This is a genomic window from Providencia sp. JUb39 (assembly GCF_012272845.1).
Classification (GTDB): Bacteria; Pseudomonadota; Gammaproteobacteria; order Enterobacterales; family Enterobacteriaceae; genus Providencia; species Providencia lanzhouensis.
Genome location: NZ_JAAWXD020000001.1, coordinates 1,897,593 through 1,924,165, shown reverse-complemented (window position 1 = coordinate 1,924,165; position 26,573 = coordinate 1,897,593). Strand labels below are relative to the sequence as shown.

Here is a 26,573-nt window from a genome sequence, read left to right as displayed (position 1 = left end):
TGTATATAATAGCTGTGCTCGTGTCAGCACCCCTATTTGCAGTAAATAGGTTTCGAAATGGAGTGAAATGGTTTCACTTTTATTTGTACCATTACAGGTCACGGAGTAATACATGTCTAGACGGCTTAGAAGAACTAAAATTGTTACAACCCTTGGTCCAGCAACCGATCGTGATAATAATCTAGAAAAAATTATCAATGCTGGGGCTAACGTTGTTCGCCTTAACTTCTCTCACGGAACTCCTGAAGACCACATGGCTCGCGCAAATAAAGTGCGTGAGATTGCGGCTCGATTAGGGCGTCACGTCGCTATCCTTGGGGATCTACAAGGTCCGAAAATTCGTGTTTCTACTTTTAAAGACGGTAAAGTTTTCCTCAATGTTGGTGATAAATTCACACTGGATGCCTCATTAGGTAAAGGTGAAGGCGACCAACATAAAGTGGGTATCGACTATAAAGGTCTGCCTGCTGACGTGGTACCTGGCGATATTCTCCTACTGGATGATGGTCGCGTGCAGTTAAAAGTTCGTGAAGTTCAAGGTTTGCAAGTCTTCACCGAAGTGACTGTCGGTGGACAGCTTTCCAACAACAAAGGCATCAATAAACTCGGTGGTGGCTTGTCCGCAGAAGCGCTGACAGAAAAAGACAAAGCCGACATTATTACTGCCGCTAAAATTAATGTGGATTTCTTGGCTGTCTCTTTCCCTCGTTCAGGTGAAGATCTGGATTATGCTCGCCGTTTAGCGCGTGATGCAGGCTGCGAATGCCAAATCGTCGCCAAGGTTGAACGTGCTGAAGCAGTCGCAACTGACGATATCATGGACGAAGTGATCCTTGCCTCTGATGTGGTGATGGTTGCCCGTGGTGACTTAGGGGTTGAAATTGGTGATCCTGAACTGGTTGCGGTACAAAAGAAATTAATTCGTCGTTCCCGTCAATTGAACCGCGTGGTTATCACGGCAACTCAAATGATGGAATCCATGATCACCAACCCAATGCCAACCCGTGCAGAAGTGATGGACGTAGCAAACGCTGTCTTAGACGGAACCGATGCGGTGATGCTATCCGCAGAAACCGCCGCAGGACAGTATCCAGCAGAAACGGTCGCCGCCATGGCGCAAGTCTGTTTTGGTGCGGAAAAAATGCCGGGCCTGAATATTTCGAAACACCGTTTAGATGCTGAATTCGAAAGTTCCGAAGATGCGATTGCGATGTCAACCATGTACGCCGCCAACCACCTAAAAGGTGTTAAAGCAATCATCGCAATGACTGAATCAGGTCGTACCGCACGTATTATGTCGCGCATTAGCTCTGGCTTACCAATTTTCGCGATGTCTCGCCATGAAAAAACATTGAATCAATGTTCACTATATCGTGGTGTCACCCCTGTGTTTTGCAGCACGCATACTGATGGTATTGCGGCAGCAAGTGAAGCCATCGCACGTTTACGTGATAATGGCTACTTGATGGTTGGTGATACGGTTATCGTAACTCAAGGCGACCAAATGGGCACCATCGGCAGCACCAATACCTGCCGTATTTTAGTGGTTGAATAATAATTTTATCGTTAATGATAATGTAAGCGTTCAATTCATTGAGGGAGCTAAGGCTCCCTTTTATTTTTTCATCTCAATGATATTGTAAATTAAATTGCAGCGTTCCATCCGCCTTTCCTCCGCGTGTTTTCTCTGCCGTTTGAATATAGGCCGCTTCTAACGGAATAACATAGTGTTGCGCTTGATTTAAACGGGAAATTTGTACCATTTGATTGAGTTTAATCGGCTTCCCTTTGTGCTTAATTTGAATACCAAATCCTTTCGCCGTTTCTTGATGATTCGGATTGTTGAGTGCAATCGTTCCACCTATCCCACTTTCGTCAGCCGTTCCCATAAAACGGATCTTTATGGGGGAAGATTCATCGCATTCAAGCTCAATTTTGAATCGTTTACGGCTATTTGCAACCGTCACACCTACCCCATTTGCACCTGACTTTTCCACCTGACCAAACGCAACATTGATCACTCGATTTTTGATTTCACATCCATTGGCAATCACATTAATCGGTGACAGCCAAATTTTAGGCTCAACATTTCCAAACGAATCTTGAATAATAAACTTATTATTAAACACAATAAGCATTGCAGCGCTGGTCGATTGTAATAATTGAGTATTGACTCGAGGGCGAATTTTATAAAATTCGGCTCTCAAGGTAACATTGTAATTACCTCTTGATTCGCTACTCGGGCACAATAAACGATTCGCCGGATTTCCATCGCGATTATTTTTACCATTCACATATCCTCTCGCTGAACACGGGCTATTAACTGAACCGTGTAATGCAAAGCCGATACCTGATAGGCCAATTTCCTTGATGGCGCCAACCCCTGCTATCTGATAGTGATCATCAAATATACCAGGTAAATTAATTCCCACTCGCGTTGTCCCTGATTCATTCCACCACACCCATGGCGTATAGGTTCCCAGCTCTATCGTTGCAATATGTGAGTTGATGGGTGCACTTTTAGGGACATACAGCGTTTGAGATATCGGTACCGTGTAAGATGCAAATTCTGCTCGGTAGTCTGCGAAAAGTCTTGGTGAGAACAACAACATGATGGCGTAGATAACGCTGGAGATAGCAAACTGTTTCATAACCCCCCTTATTGGCAAACCCCGTCAATAAATTGAATATTTTGATTGCTCACATCAATCTTAAGAGGTAATTGACACTGCTGTGTATCCGCTTCTCCCCATTTAATTTGAACAATACTCTGTGCAGGAACCCCACTCAAATAGACTTCTCCATCATTCGCTACAATGCCCGATGAGACGATATGCTGCTGTGCGAGAATATTAACTTGGGTACCAAACCCGAGTAACCGATTATTTTTCTTGAGTTTTAATACCACTCGCCCACCACGCTTCGCTTTAAGATCCACCAAAATAATCGCACCGCTTGTGGGAACAACGGTCGCGGAGCTCAATTCCACATCATCATTACCCTTTAACGTCGAGGTATCTACACTCACTTTATTACGTTCATAGCGCGTTAACATAGGCACCACTGCATACCCTTGTCCATTGGTATGCAGTGAAGGTGCATTATTCACTTTCAAATTATTAATATCTTGAGTTTTAACCAGTCCAATAGCATCAGAAAACGCGCGTGAAGCGGTCATTCCATCTTGATGAAATAATAGCGCACCTGTCGCCTCTGCATAGGTAGCTTGATATTCAGAAGCATAATCCCAGCCAGCACCAAATTCGCCGTAAGAGGTTAAGTAATTGCCACGAATACCATGGCTGAATTGTTGGTTTTTATGATGATATTGCTGAGTAATGTCATATTGTAATTGATTGGAATTGAAAGCTGAGCCATTCAAGCTAAATGTACTGATCCCCCCGGCATTGCCGCTCGTGTTGTAGTTATAAACACTCCAATAAGCCTTTTCTTTCCAACGAAATGGCATACTGCAATTAAAGGAAAATAATCTATCGACCCGACGAGGATTATTTTGCTCAGAATGGGAATAGGAAAAACTGTAATTAATAGATTGATACTGAGAACTAAAACCGACTGTAAGGTTATTATCTGAGCCTGACTGTCCCCAATATTTTTGTTGATACCCATTAATGTTTAAAGATCCCCATTTCCCTAGCGCTTGACTCAAAGCAATCTGTAACCGTTGCTTTTTTGATATTCGGTCGATGTTTATGGCTTGAAAAAAAGTATGGTTTATATCTGGCTCTAACGCGTATTGAGCTGATAAATTCAGTCCCGTCGCTGTATTTTGAATATATTTGGTATATTGAAGACGGTAAGTTTGATCCGTCATCTTTGCATATTGCCGCCATTGTGCTTGTGAGTATGTCATATCCAGCGAAATACCCCCTAAATAACCTAAACTCACCCCAGACCCTAAAACATAAACTTGTTTATCTTCTGAGATAAACACGCCACCTAATAACGACACGTTGCCATAATTCGCTAAATTGATTGGCAGACCATAGATCCCAGAGAATTGAATAAAATATGGCTGCTGCCCCTCTTTCTCTTCCCGATATTTTCCAAGTTCGATGCTGTATTTTAATGAACCTTCTCTTTGCATGATGGGCGCATTGGAAAAAGGTTGGGTAAATGTTCTTGTTGAACCATTTGCTTCAGTGACCATAACCTGTAAATCCCCATTGAACGACGTAGGATAAAGATCATTCAATATAAATTCCCCAGCAGGTACCGATGTTTGATAAATAATCTGACCATTTTGACGAACAGTGACTACCGCATTGCTATTTGCAACACCATTAACGACAGGAGCAAATCCACGACGGCTTTGCGGTAACATACTTTCTTCCGACATAAGCTTTATACCGCGATATTGAAAAGCGTCCATAATCCCGTTATCAGATGCTGTTTCTCCAATAATTAAATGGCTTTTCAAATCACGAATATCCCGCTCTAAGAAGGTTTGCAAACTATATAAAATAGTCTTTTCATTCGTGTCATTGTAATAACTGTGATTACGTAACCTCCAAGCTCCCCAATTAATTCCATTTCGTAAACCGACATAAATATTTTGTTGGTTGTTTGGATTTCCCCACGATCGGTTAAAGCGTGCTGAATAGTTAATAAACATCCCGTTGATTCCATCGTCCCATTCAGTGACGTCAATATAGCCTCGGCTTGCCATTTCCATTGCAATTTGAGGAATACTAATATCTAATCGATTTGAAAAGAAATCATGGTGAATGTCACTACCATCAATTGAGTGCTTAATATCTAAGAATTTATCGGTTGAAGAGACTTCATTTTTTTGTAATAACATTGAGGGCTTAACACCCCAACTCATTAACTGTTCTTTTGTTATCTTAGGTTTCAGTTTTTTTTCTTCATTATCGTAAATAAATTCAATCAACTCATCTGCAACTTTGTTTCCATTCACATAAATATTGACCTGATAACGACCAGGGAGTTGCCCTTCGGTTTTAGAAAGATAATTTAATAATGAAGTGTCAGATAGCTTATTTTCAATTCCCGTATTAATTGCATTGATGTCAAACATCTCACTTGCATTGGAGATTGATGCAAATCCAACTGATGAAAAAAACGTAATATTAATGAATTTGATTTTTTTACTGTAAAACCAATTTTTGATTAAGTGGTGTGTTTCCATACACTAGCTCTTGGTTATTTTCTTTTCCACAATAGCACCATAGTCATTAATAAATTCGACAGTAACTACATGCCCCTTATCTATCTTTCCTTTAAAAATATAATCATCTACCCAAGGGTAAACCATTTTTATTCCTTTTATGGACTTCCCATTAATTAAAATACTTTTAATTGATAAATGATATGGTGTTTTATTATTGATTTTTATTCCATCATACTCTTTTGTTAATGTTATATTATCAAAACTTAATGGCTCAATATCGTTTGAGCGTAGGAAAAGTTTAAACTGTGAATTAATAATAATCTGTAATTCATTTTCAATACTCTCATCTTTAGGCGGTATTGATTTTATATTTAATAAAAATATTTTTTCTTGGTTAGATGAAAGTGGCTGACCTAAATACGCAATTCTTGCAGCCCCGTAACTATTCGGCTCAACACGGAATAAAGCTGGAGTTGCAATAAATGGCGCTTTAATATCCTCATTAAACCCGGTCACCCAACTTTGGATTAAGAAAGGTTTTTTTTCATTACTATTAAAAATTGGAATTGAAATTTCTCGTTTATTATCCATATAAACAAAACGAGTTCCACCTACGCTAATCCCACTAGCTGATGCTAAAGAAGCAAAACAGAGAAAAAATAAAATAACTGAATAAATTATCTTCATAGACATGCCAACATAACGTAAATATGGGTGACAAGCGTCACCCAGCATATTATTGATATTGAATACTGTAAATTGCGCTACTATTTGCTTGCCCTGCTGTTGCAGCACCGGTTGCTTTAAACGCTGCAACATACTCCAACTCTGCCGAATTTCCTGCTAAAACAACCTCTTTAGTATCTTCGTATAATTTTATCTGAGAAACTGCATTTTTTTCATACAATGCAATACCTACGTTTTTTGCTGCGCCATTGCCATGATGTAAAGCGAGAATATCTTGGTCCACCGCATCGCGATTTCCTGCGAAATTAACCGTCACTTTAGTATCAAGAGGACAATCTACAAGTTTAATTGTGAAATTCGTTAACCCTGCCATTTCTCCAGCAGAAGATAAACTTTTGGTTGATATTCGGCCAAGATCAACATTTAAGTTACGTGATTGGCTATCTACGGTACAAGCTTGCTCCGTTATTTCTCCCGTAAAATTAATCACACCAGAAGCAAACACTGCCGGTGCGATCGTGATAGCCAAGCTCACTCCCAATAAATTTAGAGTTTTATTTAGAATATGCATAATTTTCCTATAAATAGAATGTATGTTTTAAAATTTACCTTTCGAAAACGAAATATAATATATATTTTCTGTTCGCCGAGAATATAGCATCACGTTTCAATTAAGTTAATGAATGGTTATATTGAATTTTTTAAATCTAAATCAAAAATACTTATACACTTTACAGAATAAATTTAAAACTGAAATTAATTAGCTTGGATATTATTAAATAGGTAATTTATAATCATATCATTTATTATAGGATTCTTATTTTTATACATATAAAATTGGTATTTAGGATTACAAATATCATTTTCAACTTCTTTTAGAATGTTTTCCTCAATCAATTCATGAATAATATTTCTTGGAAACCAAGAGTAACCAACTGAATTCCTAATTAATTTAATCGCTGTTTCAGTATTTGCAACTTTAACAGTCTGGTGACTTCGCATCTTATCTTGAAAAGTCGTAGACAAAACAATATGCGGCGTTTTTTCGAGTTTATATCTAATCCTATCTTTGGTACATTGCTGCAAATAATGATTAGGCGCTGTAACAAGCACCGCGTCAATCTCTCCCAAAAAAATGGGATTTAATGAACCGACATAATGATGCGATATCAATAAGTCAAATTCCTTATATGATAAAACATCTTCCCGATTAAGTAGTGTTTTGGTTAATTCAATATCATAATCCTTTCTACTTTTGATTAGACTTCCAATTTTATTTAATAGCTCATCGCTATTATATAATGAATCTATTACTATCTTTATTTTATTATTTATCTTTTTATTTATTAATTTCGCGGCTATTTCTAATGCAATCGCTTTATTGGTTACTTCTCGTGATAATGCTAATAGTGCTTCACCTTGTTCTGTTAATACGGCTCGGCGTTTTTCTACGGCAAAAATTTCAATATCTAATGTTTGTTCTAGTTTACTAATAGTATAACTAATCGAAGATTGTGTTTTATGTAATACTTCAGCCGCTTGCGCGAACCCACCATAATCGACAACAGCTTGCAAAGTTATCCATTGATCTAATGTTGTTTTCGTTTTATCCATAATGTCTCCAGCCCATCATCTTCCCTCACCTTCATCTCGGGAAGAATATAACAATGTATTTAGAATATCACTCCTACAATTTAGATTTTTAGCATTATTTTAAAGCCGTCTTTTAATTTAAATTTATTCCATAATTATATATAATAAATATCTACTGCCCTTAAAAACAAAAGCCACGGATAATGATTACCGTGGCTTTTACTATACTGAGAAAATATCTAGCGATATAAATCCTTTCGCTGATAGGGCTCTATTTCCCCTTCTTTACGTGTTTTCAATAGTTTGAGGATCCACGTATATTGCTCTGGATTAGGTTCAACTAAAAACTCTAACTCCTCATTCATTCGACGTGCAATATAGTTATCATCTTGCCCATCAATATCATCCATTGGTTCACGAACATAGATATGTAATTGATGATTAACGTGATCGTACACCGGAAATAACGGAACAATTTTCGCTTTGCACACTTTCATCAATCGACCAATAGCGGGTAAGGTCGCTTTGTATGTGCCAAAGAAATCAACAAATTCACTGTGCTCTTCCCCATGATCTTGATCGGGTAGATAAAAACCCCAGTAACCTTGTCTGACCGATGCAATAAAAGGTTTAATTCCTGCTTCGCGGGAATGAAGGCGTCCACCAAAATGGTAACGCGCTTTGTTCCACAAATAATCTGCAACAGGGTTTTTCTGGTGATGGAACATAGCCGCCATATTCTGCCCCATCGCAGCTAATAGCATCGCGGGAGCATCGACAGCCCAACCGTGAGGAACCATAAAAATCACATTGCTTTGCTGTTCCTGCAATCGGTCGATAATCTGTTTGTTATGCCAATGGGTACGCGCTAATGTTCGCTCAGCCCCACGGACACACAATTCAGCCAACATGACAAAAGACTGCGGTGCAGTTTCAAACATCCGGTCAACCAATTCTTCTCTTTGTTGCTCTTCCATATCAGGAAAGCAATAGAGTAAGTTAATTTTAGCTCGGCGACGGGCGCTCTTCGCTAATCGTCCAACCCATTTACCTACTTTTGCCAGCATAGGATCACGAACTTTAACAGGGATATAGGCAAGCGCAACAAACAGCCCTGCGCCTAACCATACGCCCCAATATTTAGGTAATAAATAGGATTTATGAAACGTTGGCACATAGCCTTTTTTGCTGTCGGTATCTTGTTCTTTATTCATGTTATACCCAAGAAATCACGGCTATTTTGATAACCAAAAATGAATGTGTAAGAGCATTACAAAAAAAACTGGCAGACACAAGTATCTGCCAGTTATTGGATGAAGAAGCTGAAATGGTTATTTCAGTTTAAGCTGAGGTTTAGTCTCTTTGACCAGCTCTAAATATTCTTTACGTTCTTTACCTGTTAAACCACCTGAGCTTGGTAATTTCGCAGTTAGCGGGTTGACGGCTTGTTGGTTAACCCACATTTCAAAATGGAGATGTGGCCCTGTAGAACGTCCAGTATTACCTGATAACGCAATGCGATCACCACGCTTCACTTTTTGTCCTGGTTTCACCAGCAATTGACGTAAATGCATATAACGCGTCGTATATTGGCGACCATGGCGAATAGCAATAAAGTTTCCTGCTGCACCACTGTATTTCGCTACAATCACTTCACCATCACCAACCGCTAATACAGGAGTACCCACTGGCATTGAGAAGTCGACCCCTTTATGTGGTGCAACTCGCCCCGTCACCGGGTTAACACGACGCGGGTTAAAGTGTGATGAAACTCTGAACTGCTTAACCGTTGGAAAACGCAAGAAACCGCGTTCTAAACCATTACCTTCACTATCATAGTAGCGACCGTCTTCAGCACGGAAAGCGTAGTAATTTTTACCGCCAGACTGTAGACGTACGCCAACTAGTTGGCTCTGTTCATGAGTCCCATTGAGCATCTCTCGCCCCATTAAAACAGTAAACTTATCGCCTTTTTTCAGCTTGTTAAAGTCCACCTGCCACTGTAAGGCTTTGGTAACTTCACGACCTTCTGTACGAGTCAAACCAGCTTTCTTGGTACTTTGAGCAAACGTGCCTTCTATAGAACCGGTCATCACGCTGTTTGTCCAATCGCCTTTACGGATCTCTTTCACTTCTTCAAATTTGTTGGTTGCCCCAACGCGTTTGAATATGCGCGTTTCACGGCGAGAAACATCCCACGTTAAGGACTCTAATTCGCCATCCGCATTCAATGTCCAGCTAAGGGTTTGACCGATTTTTAAGTTACGTAATGATTTATGTTGGTTTGAAAGTGTCGCAACATCACCAGCTTCGATACCAAACTGGGTCAAAATAGACGATAAATTATCGCCACTTGAGACAACATATTCATGTGCGAGAGGTGTACCATCTGCATCTGATGCGTCAGTGTCGCTGTCTGCAACGCCTTCATCGGGTAACTGCTCACTACTATCTTGAATTAAATCATCGCCTTCTGCTTCAATCGCTGATTGAGCAAAAGGAATGACCGTATCAGGAGAACTGTCACTTTCATGCGTGGTTGGGATATGTACAGGCCGCCAAATCGCGACGGCCATGGTGGCGACAGTGAGCGTGCTCAACACAATTTTATGGGTCTTGGACAAGCCGTTAAATGCCTGCACAATACCACTTGCCATTTGCTGCACTTTAAACTATTCCTCTATGCTTAATTCAGGCAGCTTGCGTATTGTTCTGATAGTTGAGTCAGAAACTTCATGTAGCTATCTGGTCCAATTGCCAGCCCACTACCGAGTGGGTCGAGAGTACCCATTTTGACTCCCGTATTTTTCGCTACGCTTTCAATAACCGCAGGTCTGAATTGTGGCTCAGCAAAAACGCACTGCGCTTTATGCTCAACCAGTTGTGTTCGTATTTGATGCAATTTTTGGGCACCGGGCTGAATCTCAGGGTTTATCGTAAAATGCCCTAACGGAGCGAGCTGATAGTGTTTTTCAAAGTAGCCATAAGCATCGTGAAAAACAAAATACCCTTTATTTTGAGCCGGTTTTAAAATACTAGCAATTTTCTTATCGTTTTGCGCCATGTTTTCTTTGAATTTACGAAGGTTTACGTCCAGCTTATCTTTCTGAGCAGGATAAAGCTCTACTAAACGCGCGTAAATGTCATCGGCAGCCAAATTTGCAATATCTGGAGACAACCAGATGTGCATATTATACTCACCATGGTGATGATGTTCGTGATCCGCATCATGGTTAGGTTCATCGGCATGTTGATGGCTATCGTCCTCCTCATGGTTTTCAGCCATTAATAAGTTATGAATATTTTTCTGCTCAGCCAATGCCAGACGTTTATTCTGGTCTAATACATTGATTGGCTTCTCTAAAAACATTTCTAATTCAGGTCCAACCCAAACAAATAAATCAGCCTGTTTTATCTTTTTTAAATCCGAAGGTTTCAGTGCATAATCATGTGGCGAAGCACCATCAGGAAGTAAAACTTGTGTATCAGTGACACCATCAGCGATCCCCGCAGCAATGAAGGCTAAAGGTCGAATCGATGTAACAACATCGGCGTTGGCTAGTGGCAACATCGATGCGGTTAAAACTGAAGCTAACGTAGCTTTGCAGATGAATTTACGGGTAATAAGTTTCGATTTGTGTATCATGAACATTTTTCCGTGATCTTAAAATTGAAATGTTATAATATAACACAACTTGATTTCTGCAAGATGTTTTCATATGCAACCACTATTATCTTTAAATAAAATCTCTGTCTCATTTGGCGATAAACCCGTATTAAAGGATGTTACTTTTGCGCTTAACAAAGGGGATATCGTGACGTTATTGGGGCCTAATGGTGCCGGTAAATCCACGATTGTTCGCGTGGTATTGGGGCTATTAGCGCCCACATCAGGCACTATCAATCGAGCCTCGTCACTCTCTATTGGTTATGTCCCACAAAAACTGCATTTAGATACCACCCTACCGCTAACCGTGAAGCGGTTTATGATGTTAAAGCAAGGTGTCCGCACGGCTCATTTATTACCCGCTCTCGAGCGAGTTAAAGCCACGCATCTCATTGATCAGCCAATGCAGAAACTCTCCGGTGGTGAAACCCAGCGCGTTCTGCTTGCGCGTGCATTGCTCAATAAACCTGATTTGTTGGTTCTCGATGAACCCGCCCAAGGCGTCGATATTAATGGTCAAGTTGCGTTGTATGACCTAATCAATCAATTAAGAACTGAACTCGGTTGCGCAGTTCTCATGGTCTCTCACGACCTGCATTTAGTCATGGCAAAAACAGACCAAGTTTTATGTATCAACGGGCATATTTGTTGCTCTGGTACCCCTGATGTTGTCTCTAATCACCCTGAATTCGTCGCTATGTTTGGCTATCGGGGCGCACAGCAACTGGGGGTTTACCGTCATCAGCATAATCACCAACATGATTTAGAAGGTAATGTGATTACATCCCACCAACACAGCAAGGATTGCCATCATGATTGAGTTACTGCTACCTGGTTGGATTGCAGGTATGTTACTCGCGATTGCTGCCGGTCCCTTAGGTTCCTTTGTGGTTTGGCGCCGTATGTCTTATTTTGGGGACACCCTCGCCCACGCATCTTTGCTAGGTGTTGCCTTCGGTTTGCTACTAAACATTAATCCTTTTTACGCCGTGATCGCAGTGACTTTATTATTGGCACTGATCCTTGTTTGGCTGGAAAAGCGGCCTCAACTCGCCGTCGATACATTACTCGGCATTATGGCTCACAGCTCTCTCTCTTTAGGTCTTGTTGTCGTCAGCCTAATGGCGAATGTCCGCGTCGATCTGATGGCTTATCTATTTGGTGATTTGTTATCCGTAACATATGAAGACATTATAACGATTCTAATCGGTGTAGTTGTCGTTTGCGGGTTGCTTTTTTATCGATGGCGGGCGCTTTTATCGATGACAGTTAGCTCAGAGCTGGCTTTTGTGGATGGAATTAATCTCCAACGCTCTCGCTTATTGTTGATGATGGTCACAGCGTTAACCATCGGGATCGCAATGAAATTTGTTGGTGCGCTAATCATTACCTCTTTACTGATCATCCCCGCTGCTACCGCTCGACGTTTTGCAAAAACGCCAGAACAAATGGCGCTCACCGCCATTGGTATTGGCATGGTTTCCGTGACTGGCGGATTAACCCTATCCGCATTTTACGACACTCCTGCGGGCCCATCCGTGGTACTAACTTCTGCCATTTTATTTATTCTAAGTTTGTGCGTAAAAACGAAAAACTAGTTGTATAAAAAATGCCTGAATAAAACCGTATCTGGATAAAAACAAATAGAAAACCCGCTTTATGCGGGTTCTAATAAAATTCAATAATACGAATTATTCTGCATTCTTTTTATCGTTATTCACGGGGGTTTCTACATCACCGACACTATCGTTTATAAATCCACCAACACAATCCATAAATTGATTAACTTTTAGTTTAAACCCTTCATCTGAATATTTTGGATCATTTAATTTATCTTTTGGGACATTCACGTTTAAATCCCCGTGAAATTTCTTGTTTAAGTCAATTTCACCCTCGATACTCACCCAATATGTTGATCCTTCAGGTAGATATCGAGAACAACTTTCAATGGTTTCCTTATTGGTGAGAGCTTTGGTGTTTTTTGTGCAACCAGAAACAACAGTCGCAAATAAAAGTACTGTGAGCGCAAATGTGCAAGAAGCTTTATTCATGTGGGACTATCCTAATATACGAAAAAACACCATATGATAATAAAAATCATTATCAATGTCTGTGTTTTTAAAACTCACTGCATATATTCTCAATACCATTTCGCGGACTAAATAATGATAATTTCTCAATTTAGTAAAATATAGATACAAAAAAACCCAGTAATTGTGGCTAAATTGCTGGGTTCATTTCATTTGAAATGCATATGATAATATTTAAATCATACCCATCTATATATCAATCAAGCGTTTAAAAGCTAGACTTCTTTCGGTGTTAACCCGAAATGAGAATAAGCATGGGCTGTTGCCATACGCCCTCTTGGTGTTCGCTGAATAAACCCTTGCTGGATAAGATAAGGTTCGAGCACATCTTCGATGGTCTCGCGCTCCTCGCCAATAGCAGCGGCAAGGTTATCAACACCCACCGGCCCTCCCATAAACTTATCAATGATGGCCACCAGCAGTTTACGGTCAAGATAGTCAAAACCCGCCGCATCCACATTCAACATATCCAGCGCTTGGCTCGCAATCAACTCATCAATACTGCCATTGCCTTTCACTTGGGCAAAGTCACGCACACGGCGTAATAAACGGTTGGTAATCCGTGGAGTTCCGCGAGAGCGCATCGCGACCTGTAATGCCCCTTCTTCGGTAATATCCAGTCCCATATACTGAGCGCTACGCTTCACGATATGTTGCAAATCATCAACTTGGTAAAACTCTAATCGTTGCACAATCCCAAAGCGGTCACGCAGTGGCGAAGTCAAGGAACCGGCGCGTGTAGTGGCGCCGATTAACGTGAATGGCGGTAAATCGATTTTAATGGAACGTGCCGCAGGACCTTCACCAATCATAATGTCTAATTGGTAGTCTTCCATGGCAGGATATAAAATCTCTTCAACTACGGGGGAAAGGCGATGGATTTCATCAATAAACAGGACATCATGGGGTTCAAGGTTAGTCAGCATCGCAGCCAAATCCCCTGCCTTTTCTAGCACAGGTCCTGATGTTGTCCGCAAATTAACGCCAAGTTCGTTGGCGACAATACCCGCTAAGGTGGTTTTTCCTAACCCTGGTGGTCCAAAAATTAACAGATGATCAAGCGCATCACCCCGCATTTTGGCTGCCTGAATAAATATTTCCATTTGATGCTTAACTTGCGGTTGCCCAATATACTCATCCAGTAATTTAGGGCGGATCGCGCGATCAATGGCTTCTTCTTCAGAATGCAGCACTTCAGCAGTAATTAGGCGATCAGCTTCAATCATCGTAATAATCTCTCAATTAAAGTGCTGCGCGTAAGGCATCACGGATCAGTGTTTCAGAATCGCTATCAGGTTTTGCGACTTTACTCACCATACGGCTGGCTTCTTGCGGCTTATATCCCAAAGCAATCAAGGCAGCAGCAGCTTCGGCTTCGATATCTGCTTGGCTTGGTCCTTGGCTCTTCACGCTTGGTAAATCAATATCGCTCACTGGGTTGAAAAGATCCCCATTCAAGCCTTTGAAACGGTCTTTCATTTCGACCACTAAACGCTCGGCAGTTTTCTTACCAATACCTGGCAATTTCACCAGAGAAGAAATCGCCTCTTGCTCAATGGCAGACACGAATTGTTGAGCCGACATGCCAGATAAAATTGCGAGTGCCAGTTTAGGTCCCACGCCATTGACTTTAATCAGCTCTTTAAATAGTGCGCGCTCTTGTTTGTCATTGAAACCATACAGTAATTGAGCGTCTTCTCGCACAACAAAGTGGGTGAAAACAATAGCTTCTTGACCAATTTCAGGTAATTCATAGAAACAAGTCATTGGCATATGAACTTCATAGCCAACACCTTGTAGCTCAAGTAACACAATGGGTGGTTGCTTTTCTAATACGATGCCACGTAAACGACCTATCACACTGAACCCCTTAAATTTGATTAGCGTCTTAAATTTTGACTCTGCTGTTTATACCACAAAAAATGCTGGATGCATATCCAGTCTTCATCTTAATCTTCCACGGGTCAACACTAAACGCGGATCGCCGACTTTCAGCAGGTTTTGATTAAAATGGCAATGCGTGATGGCAATTGCCAGCGCATCCGCGGCATCCGCTTGGGGGCTAGCCGATAATTTTAGGATAGATTTCACCATATGTTGAACTTGGCTTTTTTCTGCTGCTCCCGTTCCCACAACAGTTTGCTTGACTTGACGAGCGGCATATTCAAAAACGGGAATATTTTGGTTTGCTGCCGCGACAATCGCCACCCCACGCGCTTGCCCCAGCTTTAACGCCGAGTCCGCATTCTTCGCCATAAACACTTGTTCGATGGATAAAACATCAGGTTGGTACTGGGTGATAATTTCCGAGACTCCCGCATAAATACGCTGCAGACGGCTTGGTAAATCATCAACTTGAGTGCGAATACACCCACTTCCGAGATAGAGTAATTGCCTACCTTGTTGGCGAATAACACCGTATCCTGTGATCCGTGAACCAGGGTCGATACCCAGAATAATCGCCATATAAAACCTATAGTTGCCCTTTATTAATTTTCATATCATCTTATCCCCATCTAATGATTGCCACAATGGCAACGAGGGAATATCACCGAGTCCACCGCAATTTCAGTGTAAATAGCATTCCTGCCATCATAAATATAGCAAATAAAAGAGAAGGTGAAGATGGGAGAGGCGTTAGAGAAAACAGGCTGGACACAGCCCGCTTTCTCTACGCAGACATCGTCTTAATTACAGTTGCTCAGCAACTTCATCAGAGATATCACCGTTATGATAAACTTCCTGTACGTCGTCTGAATCTTCTAACATATCAATCAGACGCAGTAATTTAGGGGCAGTTTCAACATCAAGTTCGGCTTTAGTGGATGGAACCATAGAAACTTCAGCGTTCTCGCTAGTAAAACCAGCGGCATCCAGCGCATCTTTCACTTCACCAAACGTTTCTGGTGTAGTGTAAACGTCAATCGCGCCATCATCGTAAGTTTCAACGTCGTCGGCACCCGCTTCCAATGCAGCTTCCATCAGAGCATCTTCGTCCACGCCCGGTGCGTAAGTGATCACGCCACGTTTGGTGAACAGATAAGATACAGAACCATCAGTCCCTAAGTTACCGCCCGTTTTCGTAAACGCGTGGCGAACTTCAGAGACGGTACGGTTACGGTTGTCACTTAGACATTCAACCATAACCGCTGTGCCGCCAGGACCGTAACCTTCATAAATGATGGTTTCCATATTATCGTTATCATCATTACCCACACCACGCGCAATCGCACGGTTTAATGTGTCGCGAGTCATGTTGTTTGATAATGCTTTATCCACAGCAGCACGCAAACGTGGGTTAGTTGCGACATCGCCGCCGCCTAAACGCGCTGCAGTGACCAGCTCACGAATAATTTTAGTGAAAATCTTACCGCGTTTTGCGTCTTGCGCCGCTTTACGGTGTTTGGTGTTGGCCCATTTACTATGACCTGCCATGAAATATCTCCAAAAACGTCAATAAAATAATTAAACAGCAAATTCTAAAATAGCCTGGCTGTTGCTCCACGATTTTGTCAGCTTTGCCGCCTGTTGCGGTTCAAGCCAACAAAATTCTGTGTGTTCAGTCAGTAATGGCGTTTGTTCATCACTTAGCACCAATTTAAACCAATGTTCTTTACAGTGGGTTACATCCGGTGCATAACGATGCCTGAAATGCGGGAAAATTTCAAAGATGATACTTTTCGACAAATCATGTAACTGACTTGGTTGCGGGTTAAACCCCGTCTCTTCTTTGATTTCGCGAAGCGCTGCATCCGCAGCACTGGTTTCATGAAGCTCCAAACTTCCGGTTACTGATTGCCAGAAGTCTGGATCATCTTTACGCCGCATCATAAGCACCCGCCCCGAGTTTTCAGCCACCATAATGACTAATACCGATTCTGGGCGCTTATAACTTTTCATTACTCTTCTTCTTTCGCCACAACTGCAATCGCTAACTCAGTCAGCGAATCAGGGTTTGCATGACTTGGCGCATTGGTCATTAAACATGCCGCTGCGGTTGTTTTCGGGAAGGCAATAACATCACGGATGTTATCAGTTCCAGTTAACAGCATCACTAAGCGGTCTAAACCAAATGCCAAACCTGCATGTGGTGGCGTACCGTATTTCAGTGCATCTAACAGGAAGCCGAACTTCTCACGTTGTTCTTCTTCATTGATACCTAAAATACCGAACACGGTTTGTTGCATTTCGCTGCGGTGAATACGGACAGAACCGCCACCCACTTCGTAACCATTGATAACCATATCGTAGGCATTCGCAACGGCATCTTCAGGGTTCTTCGCCAGATCTTCCGGTGTGAAATCTTTTGGTGAAGTGAATGGGTGGTGCATTGCGGTTAAGCCGCCTTCGCCATTTTCTTCAAACATTGGAAAATCGATAACCCACAGTGGCTGCCAGCTATTTAAGTTGGTCAGCTCGAAGTCGCGACCCACTTTCAGGCGTAATGCACCCATGGAGTCAGTCACTACATTTTTCGCACCCGCACCAAATAGGATGATATCGCCATCGGCTGCGCCAGTACGTTCAATAATTTGCTCGATAATTTCTAAGCTTAGGAATTTCGCAACTGGGCTTTGAATACCTTCCAAGCCTTTAGCGCGTTCGTTGATTTTCATCCACGCTAAGCCTTTCGCACCATAGATGCCCACGAAATTGCCGTATTCGTCAATTTGTTTACGGGTCATTGCTGCGCCACCTGGCACTTTCAGGGCTGCAACACGGCCTTTTCGATCATTTGCTGGACCTGCAAATACTGCGAATTCAACATCTTTAACGATATCAGCAACATCAACCAGTTCCATTGGGTTACGTAGATCTGGTTTATCTGAACCGTAACGACGCATCGCTTCTGCGAAGGTCATGATTGGGAAATCGCCTAAATCAACACCTTTCACATCAAGCCACAAGTTGCGGATCATACGCTCCATCACTTCGCGAACTTGCTCTGCGCTCATGAACGAGGTTTCCACATCGATTTGGGTAAATTCAGGTTGACGGTCAGCACGTAAATCTTCGTCACGGAAGCATTTTACGATTTGATAGTAACGGTCAAAGCCAGACATCATCAGCAGCTGTTTGAACAGCTGAGGGGATTGTGGCAATGCGTAGAATTTGCCTTTATGAACACGGCTTGGTACTAAGTAGTCACGCGCCCCTTCTGGCGTCGCTTTGGTTAGCATTGGCGTTTCAACGTCCATAAAGCCTTCTTTGTCCATAAAGTTACGAACAAAGCTGGTGATTTTCGCGCGAGTACGCAGACGATCTGACATCTCCGGACGGCGTAAATCTAAATAGCGGTATTTTAAACGACGCTCTTCTGTGTTGGTTTGGTTGCTGTCTAATGGCAGAGGTTCAGATTTGTTGAAGACTTCCAAGCCTTCAGCAAAGATTTCAATTTCACCCGTAGCCATGTCTTTGTTTTTCTGGCTATCTGGGCGCGCACGTACTGTACCTGTGATTTGGATGCAGAACTCGTTACGCAGTTCTGACGCTTTTTCAAATATGTCTTTACGCTCTGGATCGAAGAAAACTTGAACGATACCTTCACGATCACGCATATCGATAAAAATCAAACCACCTAAGTCACGACGGCGGTTTACCCATCCACAAAGAGTGACCTTCTGGCCTTCATGAGCGATATTTAATTGCCCACAATAATTAGTACGCATACTCTATCCTTTTACTCAGCTTGTTGTGCTTTTGCTTGCTGCGGGAATTTGGCATTTAGCTGAAAATTCAGAATGTCAAAAAAGGCAGACATTATATAGGAAATTCTGTTAGACAAACAGTTTGCTATACAGCTTAACTGCGAAATTGATACAAAAAAACCATCTCTAATCAATAAAAATGGTTCTTATCTATTAAAACGATCCCAACGAATCTAAAAAAATCACACACCCAATTGAGAATTAAAATTTGATTGTTTGTTAGATCATAATTTTTTTGGGAATAATTACCCGTCTCATTTTGCTATAATTACTCATATTCAGACACTTTTGCCTGAAACTAGAGGAACCTTTATGAAAAAAATTCTACTCGCATCATCCCTTCTTGTTCTGCTTGCAGGATGCCAAAACGGAAATAATACCAATACGATGAAGCCCACCAATAGCAACAATAAAATCTTTTATATCGACTCCTCTCTGGCTGACTGTGTCGGCGTTGCACCTATGAAATGCATGAAAATTAAAGAAAAACCAACGGATGATTGGCAATATTTTTACTCATCCATTCAAGGATTCAGCTATGAGCCGGGCTATAACTACGTGCTAGAGGTTCAACAATTTGATGTGCCTAACCCTCCCGCCGATGCCCCAAGCATCCGTTATGAGTTAGTCAAAGTTATCGAGAAAAAATAATGTCGACGCAGGTGTAAAACCACCTGCTCTTTTCTATGATTGACCACAAGCTACAACAGGTTAAGGCAAAAGATGAGCACTAAAATCATTGATAAATTAGGTTTAATTACCATTCAAAATGGCAAAGTTGCCATGGTTCGTTCCCATAATAAAACCCTATTTTATATTCCTGGCGGGAAACGTGAGCACGGTGAAACTGACCAACAGGCGCTTGCTCGCGAAATCGATGAGGAACTCACATTAACCTTGCACCCTGAATCCATCCGATTCTACGCTGAATTCACAGGGCTAGCTGATGGCAAACAGGATGGCACACAGGTTTGTATTCGTTGCTACCACGCCGATTACGACGGCATCCCTCAACCCGCGGCTGAAATTGCTGAACTAGTGTGGCTAGATTCCAATGATACTGACCGCTGCTCTATCACCGCGATAGCTGTCTTGGCGCAACTTAAAGCGGATAACCTTATTCAATAATTCAAAAATGAATTATCAAAATCGATATATTTCTATTTGTAGATTTACCTATTAGGTTTTAAAATTTAGAAAATTTAATTTATCTCCATAGAGGTAGAGTAAAAAATGGTCAGTTCTTTATACGCTGTACTAGGGGCTTTATTGATACTGAGACTATCACTCAATGTCGTAAAGCTAAGAAATCAGTACCGTGTGTCTGTTGGCGATGGTGGGTTTTCTGAATTGCAAACCGCTATCCGTGTGCATGGCAATGCCATCGAATACATTCCAATTTCATTAATTTTATTACTGTTAATGGAGATGAATGGCGCCAAAGTATGGATGATCCATGTTTGCGGCATTCTGCTAATTGCAAGCCGCATGCTCCACTCTTACGGTTTAAAAAACCATGACTATTCACAGCGTCGAATGGGAATGATGGGAACTTATTTGGCTCTCGCCTTGATGGTCATCGCCAATGCCTATTATCTACCTTGGGTACAAATGGTGTCGTTCTCTTTTTAGTTTTTCTTACTTTTATGCGGATTGGTTTTCAGGTTATATGGCTTTCTGCTACAATCCGCCACTACTTTTGTTCTGCTAATTAATACAAGTCTATGTCAAGTCAGGATCCAAACCATAAAGACAGCCTTTTCTCCGCGCCGATCGCCAATTTAGGTGACTGGAAGTTCGATGAAAAAGTAGCTGAAGTTTTCCCCGATATGATCCAACGTTCCGTACCGGGTTACTCCAATATCATCACCATGATTGGGATGCTAGCGGGTCGCTTTGTGACACCAAATAGCCAAGTCTATGATCTGGGTTGTTCCCTTGGTGCCGCCACCCTGTCTGTACGTCGAAATATTTCAGTGGAAAACTGCAAAATCATTTCTGTCGATAATTCACCCGCTATGGTCGAACGCTGCCGCCGTCATATTGATGCGTACAAAGCCCAAACCCCTGTCGAGGTTATCGAAGGAGATATTCGCGACATTCATATTGAAAATGCGTCCATGGTTATCCTTAACTTCACATTGCAGTTTTTAAATCCCGATGACCGCGAAAAATTACTCACTAAAATTTATCAAGGGTTATTGCCTGGTGGCATTTTAGTGTTATCTGAGAAATTCAATTTTGAAGATAAGCAAATTGGTGAATTGCTTTTCAACATGCACCATGATTTCAAACGCGCCAACGGGTATAGCGAACTCGAAATCAGCCAAAAACGCAGCATGCTCGAAAATGTCATGCTCACCGACTCTGTTGAAGCGCATAAAGCCCGCTTAAAACGCGTCGGATTCACCCATTGTGAAGTCTGGTTCCAATGTTTTAACTTCGGTTCATTATTAGCATTAAAAGAGGGGCAGTAATGATCGATTTCGGTCGTTTTTATCAACAAATTGCCGTTGGCCCTCTTAGCCATTGGTTAGAAACCCTGCCTGCTCAACTGGCGGCATGGAAGAAAGAAGGCCTACACGGTGGGTTCTCTTCATGGGAGAAAATGTTAGATAACCTGCCTGTCATGACACCAACCCATTTGGATATTAAAAATAGTGTCACTGCAACGCGCGATCCGGAATTAACTGAAGGAGAAACTCGCCGTTTAAACAATATTTTGGGGCAGTTGAAACCATGGCGTAAAGGTCCATTTTCTCTCTATGGCGTCAATATCGATACCGAATGGCGTTCAGATTGGAAATGGGATCGCGTTCTGCCCCATATTTCCCCATTAAAAGGTCGCCATGTGTTAGATGTGGGCTGCGGAAGTGGTTATCACATGTGGCGTATGCTGGGCGAAGAAGCGGAGTTTGTTGTCGGCATCGATCCTACTGAACTGTTTTTATGCCAATTTGAAGCGGTTAGAAAACTGTTAGGTGATGACCAACGCGCACATTTATTACCATTAGGTATTGAACAACTGCCTGCATTAAAAGCCTTTGATACCGTATTTTCGATGGGCGTTCTGTATCATCGTCGCTCCCCACTCGACCATTTATGGCAGTTAAAAGATCAACTCGTCAGTGAAGGTGAACTGGTGTTGGAAAGCTTGGTGATTGAAGGTGATGAATTCCAATGCCTGATCCCTGGCGACCGCTATGCACAAATGCGCAACGTTTACTTTATTCCTTCCGCCAAAATGCTCAAAGTGTGGTTAGAGAAATGCGGTTTTGTCGATGTACGCATTGTTGACCAAGCGGTGACTTCGTTAGACGAACAGCGCCGTACTGAGTGGATGCAAACGGATTCGTTAGCGGAATTTTTAGACCCTAATGATCAATCCAAAACCATCGAAGGGTATCCTGCCCCTCTACGTGCGATTTTAGTGGCGAAAAAACCGTAATATTGTAAGACGGCAATTCTCACCGGCCCTACATGACAAAACCCCCAAAAGTTCATCGAAAACTCACGGGGGTTTTTATTATGCGCCACAAAAAATAACGGCTATAAGTTATTCATTAAATACTCTTCAACTGCTTTTGCGTCATTCGCCGAATCAAAATCCATTCCTAACGATAGCGTGCCATCTTTTAATTCAATCGCCCTAGGCTTGGTATAGGAATAGTTAATGTTTTTGATTTTCTCACTGACTGACTGTTTTGCCAGTTCAGAGTGTTCACAGACATTGGCTATTCCCTTGAGCATCTCTTTGCTATAACCATCGATACCAATGGTTTCGAGCTGCTCTTTTGAAAACGTTGCCCAGTCAAAGTTCGCTTTAATGTCTGACCCACAGGTTTTATTTAATGCCGTAACTTGAGAGGAAATTCCCGTTTCATACTTTTGGTGCTTCTCTTTTTCAGCTAATGAAAAAGCAAACGAGGAGGTTGTGATAAACAAAAGTGATGATGTTAATACAATTTTTTTCAGCATGATTTTTTCCTTAAAATTCATTCAGCGGTTTTTAGTTTTTACTCAGTTCAAAAATCTAAAAACAAAGGGAGGTATTTAACCTCCCTATCTTAACTCTCCCTATCACAAATTCAGTCAGTCCTATTCCGAATTTATGATTTATGCAGGCACTTTTTCCGTTATAGAAATAAAGTCCTTCATCGCTTCCACCGTTGGTCCATCCACACAGTAGTGTGTGAACTCATCGGTTTCACTGTTCGATGCCATAGTTACACCAGCTTTGCGGTAATTCATACTGGAAGGAACGGTTTTCCCTGCGGAGCTGTGCACTTCCGTTAGACCAATTTCCATAAATTTGGTCATATTTGCCAACCGAACCCCCGCACCAGCCATAATGATTGGACCATTAATTTCACGGCTTTTTTCGTGCAACTCTTTCAGTAGTGGCAAACCTAACTCAGCACTTTGTTGCTGACCGGATGTTAAAATACGTGCCACCCCAAGGTTTTTAAGTTGCTCTAATGCCAGTAACGGATTGATACACATATCAAAAGCACGATGGAAAGTAATCTCCATTCCATTCGCAATTTCCATTAAGGTCTGCATCCGTTCGATATCAATGCGCCCTTCTGTATCTAAGATCCCCACCACTGCGCCGGGAAACCCCATCTCCTTGATCATCTGTAAATCTTCACGGATCACATCAAATTCACTCACGTTATAGCAGAAATCGCCACCACGAGGACGAATAATGGGATGAACAGGTATATGAAGTTTCTCTCTCGCCAGTTTTAAATAGCCGTAGCTTGGTGTTAGCCCCCCATCTGCTGCCCCCGAACAGAGCTCAATGCGATTTGCACCATATTCTTGCGCGACTTCGGCGCATTCTATACCAAAACAGCAAATTTCCAGTTTCGCCATGAAGATCTCCAAAATGGTCATAAGCTCAGTAGAATATGAGCTGAAAATTGAGGGCCAAAACGTGCTTTTTATTAGGCATTCAACTAACTATGCCACTTTTTGTTAAATGTTATCTGCGTGATATCACACCATTTAGAGTTGGCTCTAAATAATGATCAATAACGTTAATTGCATCACTTATTTTTCGCTTTCAACGATGTTTCTAAGGGAAAACGGGTGATATTTGAGGGTAATTAAGCCGTTTGTCACGGCCAAAGTCGGATTTGGCAGTCTTTCTTGCTGACCTTTAGGTTGGCTCACTTTATAGGAGTAGCCCTCCGGTAGCGTGTCCGGTAATAAACGACGCGCTGTCTCTTCCAATAATTCTGGCGCGACATCAATGACCATTTCAATATGTTCCCAGCTCTCTTGAGGATAGATTTTATCTTTTGGAAAAGGCAGCTCGATAATATAAACATCCTGCCCAGCAACTTGAATGGGCTTTTTCAGGTCATAAAGACGAATTGGGCGACCGTTAATCAGGTTATCAGAAAGTAACTCGGCGCATTGCAATAGCCCATCATGCCAACGCTCTGCGGTTTCCTGATGATGGCAACGTACAGAAATGTGGTCAATCACATAATCTGTCAAAGACAAGCCGAGTACGTGCGCCATTGCCGTCACTTTTTTTTCAAAATAAGGTAGGTCACACCACAAATCATTTAACTGAGGGATTTTATCGAAATCTAACATTCACATAACTCTATAGATAAAAACAAAGATAATAAAAAGTGAAACAAGTGCCAGACTGTAGCACGACTCCCCCAAAATATGGTATAAAACCTGCCGTTTTTTCTCTTCCACCTTTTAGTTACGCCCATGAAATGGCACAATGCGGTAACTATGTTCGTTATTTAAGGTAATCCGGTGAATATTCAGGCTATTCTTTCAGATAAAATCAGTGCTGCAATGCTAGCAGCGGGAGCTCCAGAAGGCTGTGACGCCCTTGTTCGTCAATCAGCTAAAGCGCAATTTGGTGACTATCAGGCTAACGGCGTGATGGGAGCTGCGAAAAAAATGGGTCTGCCTCCCCGACAACTGGCCGAGCAAATTGTCAGCCAATTAGATCTCGAAGGTATCGCATCTAAAATTGAAATCGCCGGTCCCGGTTTCATCAACATTTTTATCGACCCAACATGGATTGCCACTCACGCAGAAAACGCGCTGACCAGCGACCGTTTAGGCCTAGCACCAGTTAAAGCCGAAACCATCGTGATTGACTACTCCGCGCCTAACGTTGCAAAACAGATGCACGTTGGTCATTTGCGCTCCACTATTATTGGTGATGCTGCAGCACGTACCCAAGAGTTTATCGGTCACAAAGTAATCCGCGCTAACCACGTGGGTGACTGGGGCACACAATTTGGGATGCTGATTGCTTACTTAGAAAAAGTGCAAAATGAAGATGCCAGCGATATGGCGCTTTCAGACCTCGAAGAATTCTATCGCGAAGCGAAAAAACATTACGACGAAGATGAAGATTTTGCCGTTCGTGCCCGTGGTTACGTGGTGAAACTACAATCTGGTGATGAATACTGCCGTAAAATGTGGCGTAAACTGGTTGATATCACCATGCAACAGAACCAAGAAACTTATCGCCGTTTAAACGTCACGTTAACGGAAGACGATGTGATGGGTGAAAGCCTGTATAACAGCATGCTACCAGGCATCGTTGCTGACTTAAAAGCCAAAGGTTTAGCCGTAGAAAGCGAAGGCGCAACCGTCGTTTTCCTTGATGAATTCAAAAACAAGGAAGGCGAACCGATGGGCGTTATCGTCCAGAAGAAAGATGGCGGTTTCCTGTACACCACCACCGACATCGCCTGTGCAAAATACCGTTATGAAACCTTGCATGCGGATCGCTCTTTGTATTACATCGACTCCCGCCAGCATCAACATTTAATGCAAGCTTGGACTATCGTCCGTAAAGCAGGCTATATCCCAGAATCCATGGCGCTTGAGCACCATATGTTCGGAATGATGTTAGGAAAAGACGGTAAGCCATTCAAAACCCGTTCAGGCGGTACTGTTCGTCTGTCCGACCTGTTAGATGAAGCCGTTGAACGCGCCCAAACGCTGATCCGGGAGAAAAACCCGGATATGGCAGAAGAGGAATTGCTGAATCTTGCTAATGTCGTAGGTATCGGCGCGGTTAAATATGCTGACCTGTCTAAAAACCGTACCACTGACTACATTTTCGATTGGGACAATATGTTAGCCTTTGAAGGTAACACCGCGCCATATATGCAATATGCCTATACCCGCGTTGCCTCTATCTTCAAAAAAGCAGACATTACCGAAGCAGATTTAACTTTACCAATCGTATTAGAAGCACCACACGAAATAGCATTAGCAACGCGTTTAATGCAGTTTGAAGAGACAATCTTAACAGTTGCACGTGAAGGTACGCCACACGTTATGTGTGCTTATCTGTATGACTTAGCGGGTCTGTTCTCTAGTTTCTATGAACATTGCCCTATTTTGTCCGCAGACACCGATGCACAGCGTCAAAGCCGTTTAAAACTGGCTTTATTAACGCAAAAAACCTTAAAAGCAGGTCTGGATACATTAGGTATCGAAACCGTCGAAAGAATGTAAGTTTTATTCTTTTGTTTAAAGCCCACTTCGGTGGGCTTTTCACTTCTCACGCCCTCCTTTCCCCTCTCTTTTCTGCACTATTTTTGAGCAATTTTTTGTAACTAATAGACAGCTTGCACTTAATTGGTGAGCAACCTCTCATTATTTCTCCCCATTTC

Annotated in this window: 27 protein-coding genes; 9 read left to right on the top strand and 18 right to left on the bottom strand. The window is 42.1% G+C overall.

Annotated features, from left to right (window positions below; genetic code table 11):
• Positions 1–112 precede the first annotated feature (112 nt).
• The gene (gene pyk / locus HFU86_RS08845) at positions 113–1,555 is read left to right on the top strand and encodes a pyruvate kinase (RefSeq protein ID WP_036948247.1); all 1,443 of its coding nucleotides are present in this window, start codon (positions 113–115) and stop codon (positions 1,553–1,555) included.
• Positions 1,556–1,628: 73 nt separating this feature from the next.
• Here the strand turns inward: pyk and HFU86_RS20115 are convergent, their stop codons facing one another.
• From HFU86_RS20115 to znuA, 8 genes are all read right to left on the bottom strand, one after another.
• Positions 1,629–2,651 carry a fimbrial protein gene (locus HFU86_RS20115; protein ID WP_187129059.1) on the bottom strand — a complete coding sequence of 341 codons (1,023 nt, stop codon included), beginning with the start codon at positions 2,649–2,651 and terminating at the stop codon, positions 1,629–1,631.
• Between the two features lie 8 nt (positions 2,652–2,659).
• Positions 2,660–5,062, bottom strand: a complete 2,403-nt coding sequence (locus tag HFU86_RS08835) for a fimbria/pilus outer membrane usher protein (protein ID WP_255425962.1) — start codon at positions 5,060–5,062, stop codon at positions 2,660–2,662.
• 114 nt (positions 5,063–5,176) lie between these two features.
• The gene (locus HFU86_RS08830; protein WP_255425961.1) at positions 5,177–5,974 is read right to left on the bottom strand and encodes a fimbrial biogenesis chaperone; all 798 of its coding nucleotides are present in this window, start codon (positions 5,972–5,974) and stop codon (positions 5,177–5,179) included.
• Positions 5,892–6,413: a fimbrial protein gene (locus HFU86_RS08825; RefSeq protein ID WP_187129057.1), complete on the bottom strand. Its 522-nt coding sequence runs from the start codon at positions 6,411–6,413 to the stop codon at positions 5,892–5,894. Before HFU86_RS08825 ends, HFU86_RS08830 begins: the two co-directional genes overlap by 83 nt.
• A 185-nt stretch (positions 6,414–6,598) precedes the next feature.
• Complete coding sequence (locus HFU86_RS08820) at positions 6,599–7,456, bottom strand: LysR family transcriptional regulator (RefSeq protein ID WP_187129056.1); 858 nt, start codon at positions 7,454–7,456, stop codon at positions 6,599–6,601.
• A gap of 218 nt (positions 7,457–7,674) precedes the next feature.
• Entirely contained in the window at positions 7,675–8,649 is a 975-nt protein-coding gene (gene lpxM / locus HFU86_RS08815) for a lauroyl-Kdo(2)-lipid IV(A) myristoyltransferase (protein ID WP_132495868.1), read from the bottom strand.
• Positions 8,650–8,766: 117 nt separating this feature from the next.
• Positions 8,767–10,101 carry a murein DD-endopeptidase MepM gene (gene mepM / locus HFU86_RS08810; protein WP_036948263.1) on the bottom strand — a complete coding sequence of 445 codons (1,335 nt, stop codon included), beginning with the start codon at positions 10,099–10,101 and terminating at the stop codon, positions 8,767–8,769.
• 20 nt (positions 10,102–10,121) lie between these two features.
• A complete protein-coding gene (gene znuA / locus HFU86_RS08805; protein WP_132495867.1) occupies positions 10,122–11,081 on the bottom strand; it encodes a zinc ABC transporter substrate-binding protein ZnuA in 960 nt (319 codons plus the stop codon).
• A gap of 73 nt (positions 11,082–11,154) precedes the next feature.
• Between znuA and znuC the strand changes: the two genes are divergently transcribed.
• Together znuC and znuB are read left to right on the top strand one after the other, a co-directional pair.
• Positions 11,155–11,922, top strand: coding sequence for a zinc ABC transporter ATP-binding protein ZnuC (gene znuC / locus HFU86_RS08800; protein ID WP_108478188.1), 768 nt, complete (start codon positions 11,155–11,157; stop codon positions 11,920–11,922).
• Positions 11,915–12,700, top strand: a complete 786-nt coding sequence (gene znuB, locus HFU86_RS08795; RefSeq protein ID WP_036948270.1) for a zinc ABC transporter permease subunit ZnuB — start codon at positions 11,915–11,917, stop codon at positions 12,698–12,700. The genes znuC and znuB overlap by 8 nt, the downstream gene beginning before the upstream one ends.
• 93 nt (positions 12,701–12,793) lie before the next feature.
• Here znuB and HFU86_RS08790 read toward each other — a convergent pair whose 3' ends face one another.
• The 7 genes from HFU86_RS08790 to aspS form a co-directional block, all read right to left on the bottom strand.
• The gene (locus HFU86_RS08790) at positions 12,794–13,153 is read right to left on the bottom strand and encodes a hypothetical protein (RefSeq protein WP_132495866.1); all 360 of its coding nucleotides are present in this window, start codon (positions 13,151–13,153) and stop codon (positions 12,794–12,796) included.
• Positions 13,154–13,407: 254 nt separating this feature from the next.
• Complete coding sequence (gene ruvB / locus HFU86_RS08785; RefSeq protein WP_036948275.1) at positions 13,408–14,418, bottom strand: Holliday junction branch migration DNA helicase RuvB; 1,011 nt, start codon at positions 14,416–14,418, stop codon at positions 13,408–13,410.
• A gap of 16 nt (positions 14,419–14,434) precedes the next feature.
• Entirely contained in the window at positions 14,435–15,052 is a 618-nt protein-coding gene (gene ruvA / locus HFU86_RS08780) for a Holliday junction branch migration protein RuvA (protein ID WP_132495865.1), read from the bottom strand.
• A gap of 84 nt (positions 15,053–15,136) precedes the next feature.
• A complete protein-coding gene (ruvC, locus tag HFU86_RS08775) occupies positions 15,137–15,658 on the bottom strand; it encodes a crossover junction endodeoxyribonuclease RuvC (protein WP_036948281.1) in 522 nt (173 codons plus the stop codon).
• 225 nt (positions 15,659–15,883) lie between these two features.
• Positions 15,884–16,627: a YebC/PmpR family DNA-binding transcriptional regulator gene (locus HFU86_RS08770; RefSeq protein ID WP_036948283.1), complete on the bottom strand. Its 744-nt coding sequence runs from the start codon at positions 16,625–16,627 to the stop codon at positions 15,884–15,886.
• A gap of 30 nt (positions 16,628–16,657) precedes the next feature.
• Entirely contained in the window at positions 16,658–17,092 is a 435-nt protein-coding gene (nudB, locus tag HFU86_RS08765) for a dihydroneopterin triphosphate diphosphatase (protein WP_132495864.1), read from the bottom strand.
• Entirely contained in the window at positions 17,092–18,861 is a 1,770-nt protein-coding gene (gene aspS / locus HFU86_RS08760; protein WP_187129055.1) for an aspartate--tRNA ligase, read from the bottom strand. The genes nudB and aspS overlap by 1 nt, the downstream gene beginning before the upstream one ends.
• A 351-nt stretch (positions 18,862–19,212) precedes the next feature.
• Between aspS and HFU86_RS08755 the strand changes: the two genes are divergently transcribed.
• The 5 genes from HFU86_RS08755 (at position 19,213) to cmoB (ending at position 22,348) form a co-directional block, all read left to right on the top strand.
• Positions 19,213–19,551: a DUF4377 domain-containing protein gene (locus HFU86_RS08755; protein ID WP_132495863.1), complete on the top strand. Its 339-nt coding sequence runs from the start codon at positions 19,213–19,215 to the stop codon at positions 19,549–19,551.
• 72 nt (positions 19,552–19,623) lie between these two features.
• Positions 19,624–20,028, top strand: a complete 405-nt coding sequence (locus HFU86_RS08750) for an NUDIX hydrolase (protein WP_187129054.1) — start codon at positions 19,624–19,626, stop codon at positions 20,026–20,028.
• Positions 20,029–20,133: 105 nt separating this feature from the next.
• Entirely contained in the window at positions 20,134–20,532 is a 399-nt protein-coding gene (locus HFU86_RS08745) for an MAPEG family protein (protein WP_154603908.1), read from the top strand.
• A 92-nt stretch (positions 20,533–20,624) separates the two neighbouring features.
• Positions 20,625–21,377: a carboxy-S-adenosyl-L-methionine synthase CmoA gene (gene cmoA / locus HFU86_RS08740; protein WP_036948300.1), complete on the top strand. Its 753-nt coding sequence runs from the start codon at positions 20,625–20,627 to the stop codon at positions 21,375–21,377.
• Positions 21,377–22,348: a tRNA 5-methoxyuridine(34)/uridine 5-oxyacetic acid(34) synthase CmoB gene (cmoB, locus tag HFU86_RS08735; RefSeq protein WP_132495862.1), complete on the top strand. Its 972-nt coding sequence runs from the start codon at positions 21,377–21,379 to the stop codon at positions 22,346–22,348. Before cmoA ends, cmoB begins: the two co-directional genes overlap by 1 nt.
• A gap of 101 nt (positions 22,349–22,449) precedes the next feature.
• Here the strand turns inward: cmoB and HFU86_RS08730 are convergent, their stop codons facing one another.
• The 3 genes from HFU86_RS08730 to HFU86_RS08720 all read right to left on the bottom strand — a co-directional run bounded on the left by HFU86_RS08730 (position 22,450) and on the right by HFU86_RS08720 (position 24,510).
• Positions 22,450–22,878: a hypothetical protein gene (locus tag HFU86_RS08730; RefSeq protein ID WP_187129053.1), complete on the bottom strand. Its 429-nt coding sequence runs from the start codon at positions 22,876–22,878 to the stop codon at positions 22,450–22,452.
• 138 nt (positions 22,879–23,016) lie between these two features.
• Positions 23,017–23,778, bottom strand: coding sequence for a copper homeostasis protein CutC (gene cutC / locus HFU86_RS08725; RefSeq protein ID WP_132495860.1), 762 nt, complete (start codon positions 23,776–23,778; stop codon positions 23,017–23,019).
• A 177-nt stretch (positions 23,779–23,955) separates the two neighbouring features.
• A complete protein-coding gene (locus tag HFU86_RS08720) occupies positions 23,956–24,510 on the bottom strand; it encodes a VOC family protein (protein WP_132495859.1) in 555 nt (184 codons plus the stop codon).
• A 174-nt stretch (positions 24,511–24,684) separates the two neighbouring features.
• On the opposite strand from HFU86_RS08720, the gene argS reads away from it, so the two are divergent.
• The gene (argS, locus tag HFU86_RS08715) at positions 24,685–26,415 is read left to right on the top strand and encodes an arginine--tRNA ligase (protein WP_187129052.1); all 1,731 of its coding nucleotides are present in this window, start codon (positions 24,685–24,687) and stop codon (positions 26,413–26,415) included.
• The last annotated feature ends 158 nt before the right edge of the window (positions 26,416–26,573 follow it).

What these genes read in the sequence shown, in the direction of transcription:
- pyk (WP_036948247.1), top strand. Translation starts at nt 113, where the DNA reads ATGTCTAGACGGCTTAGAAGAACTAAAATTGTTACAACCCTTGGTCCA.
- HFU86_RS20115 (WP_187129059.1), bottom strand. Translation starts at nt 2,651, where the DNA reads ATGAAACAGTTTGCTATCTCCAGCGTTATCTACGCCATCATGTTGTTG.
- HFU86_RS08835 (WP_255425962.1), bottom strand. Translation starts at nt 5,062, where the DNA reads ATGTTTGACATCAATGCAATTAATACGGGAATTGAAAATAAGCTATCT.
- HFU86_RS08830 (WP_255425961.1), bottom strand. Translation starts at nt 5,974, where the DNA reads ATGTTGCAGCGTTTAAAGCAACCGGTGCTGCAACAGCAGGGCAAGCAA.
- HFU86_RS08825 (WP_187129057.1), bottom strand. Translation starts at nt 6,413, where the DNA reads ATGCATATTCTAAATAAAACTCTAAATTTATTGGGAGTGAGCTTGGCT.
- HFU86_RS08820 (WP_187129056.1), bottom strand. Translation starts at nt 7,456, where the DNA reads ATGGATAAAACGAAAACAACATTAGATCAATGGATAACTTTGCAAGCT.
- lpxM (WP_132495868.1), bottom strand. Translation starts at nt 8,649, where the DNA reads ATGAATAAAGAACAAGATACCGACAGCAAAAAAGGCTATGTGCCAACG.
- znuA (WP_132495867.1), bottom strand. Translation starts at nt 11,081, where the DNA reads ATGATACACAAATCGAAACTTATTACCCGTAAATTCATCTGCAAAGCT.
- znuC (WP_108478188.1), top strand. Translation starts at nt 11,155, where the DNA reads ATGCAACCACTATTATCTTTAAATAAAATCTCTGTCTCATTTGGCGAT.
- znuB (WP_036948270.1), top strand. Translation starts at nt 11,915, where the DNA reads ATGATTGAGTTACTGCTACCTGGTTGGATTGCAGGTATGTTACTCGCG.
- HFU86_RS08790 (WP_132495866.1), bottom strand. Translation starts at nt 13,153, where the DNA reads ATGAATAAAGCTTCTTGCACATTTGCGCTCACAGTACTTTTATTTGCG.
- ruvB (WP_036948275.1), bottom strand. Translation starts at nt 14,418, where the DNA reads ATGATTGAAGCTGATCGCCTAATTACTGCTGAAGTGCTGCATTCTGAA.
- ruvC (WP_036948281.1), bottom strand. Translation starts at nt 15,658, where the DNA reads ATGGCGATTATTCTGGGTATCGACCCTGGTTCACGGATCACAGGATAC.
- HFU86_RS08770 (WP_036948283.1), bottom strand. Translation starts at nt 16,627, where the DNA reads ATGGCAGGTCATAGTAAATGGGCCAACACCAAACACCGTAAAGCGGCG.
- nudB (WP_132495864.1), bottom strand. Translation starts at nt 17,092, where the DNA reads ATGAAAAGTTATAAGCGCCCAGAATCGGTATTAGTCATTATGGTGGCT.
- aspS (WP_187129055.1), bottom strand. Translation starts at nt 18,861, where the DNA reads ATGCGTACTAATTATTGTGGGCAATTAAATATCGCTCATGAAGGCCAG.
- HFU86_RS08755 (WP_132495863.1), top strand. Translation starts at nt 19,213, where the DNA reads ATGAAAAAAATTCTACTCGCATCATCCCTTCTTGTTCTGCTTGCAGGA.
- HFU86_RS08750 (WP_187129054.1), top strand. Translation starts at nt 19,624, where the DNA reads ATGAGCACTAAAATCATTGATAAATTAGGTTTAATTACCATTCAAAAT.
- HFU86_RS08745 (WP_154603908.1), top strand. Translation starts at nt 20,134, where the DNA reads ATGGTCAGTTCTTTATACGCTGTACTAGGGGCTTTATTGATACTGAGA.
- cmoA (WP_036948300.1), top strand. Translation starts at nt 20,625, where the DNA reads ATGTCAAGTCAGGATCCAAACCATAAAGACAGCCTTTTCTCCGCGCCG.
- cmoB (WP_132495862.1), top strand. Translation starts at nt 21,377, where the DNA reads ATGATCGATTTCGGTCGTTTTTATCAACAAATTGCCGTTGGCCCTCTT.
- HFU86_RS08730 (WP_187129053.1), bottom strand. Translation starts at nt 22,878, where the DNA reads ATGCTGAAAAAAATTGTATTAACATCATCACTTTTGTTTATCACAACC.
- cutC (WP_132495860.1), bottom strand. Translation starts at nt 23,778, where the DNA reads ATGGCGAAACTGGAAATTTGCTGTTTTGGTATAGAATGCGCCGAAGTC.
- HFU86_RS08720 (WP_132495859.1), bottom strand. Translation starts at nt 24,510, where the DNA reads ATGTTAGATTTCGATAAAATCCCTCAGTTAAATGATTTGTGGTGTGAC.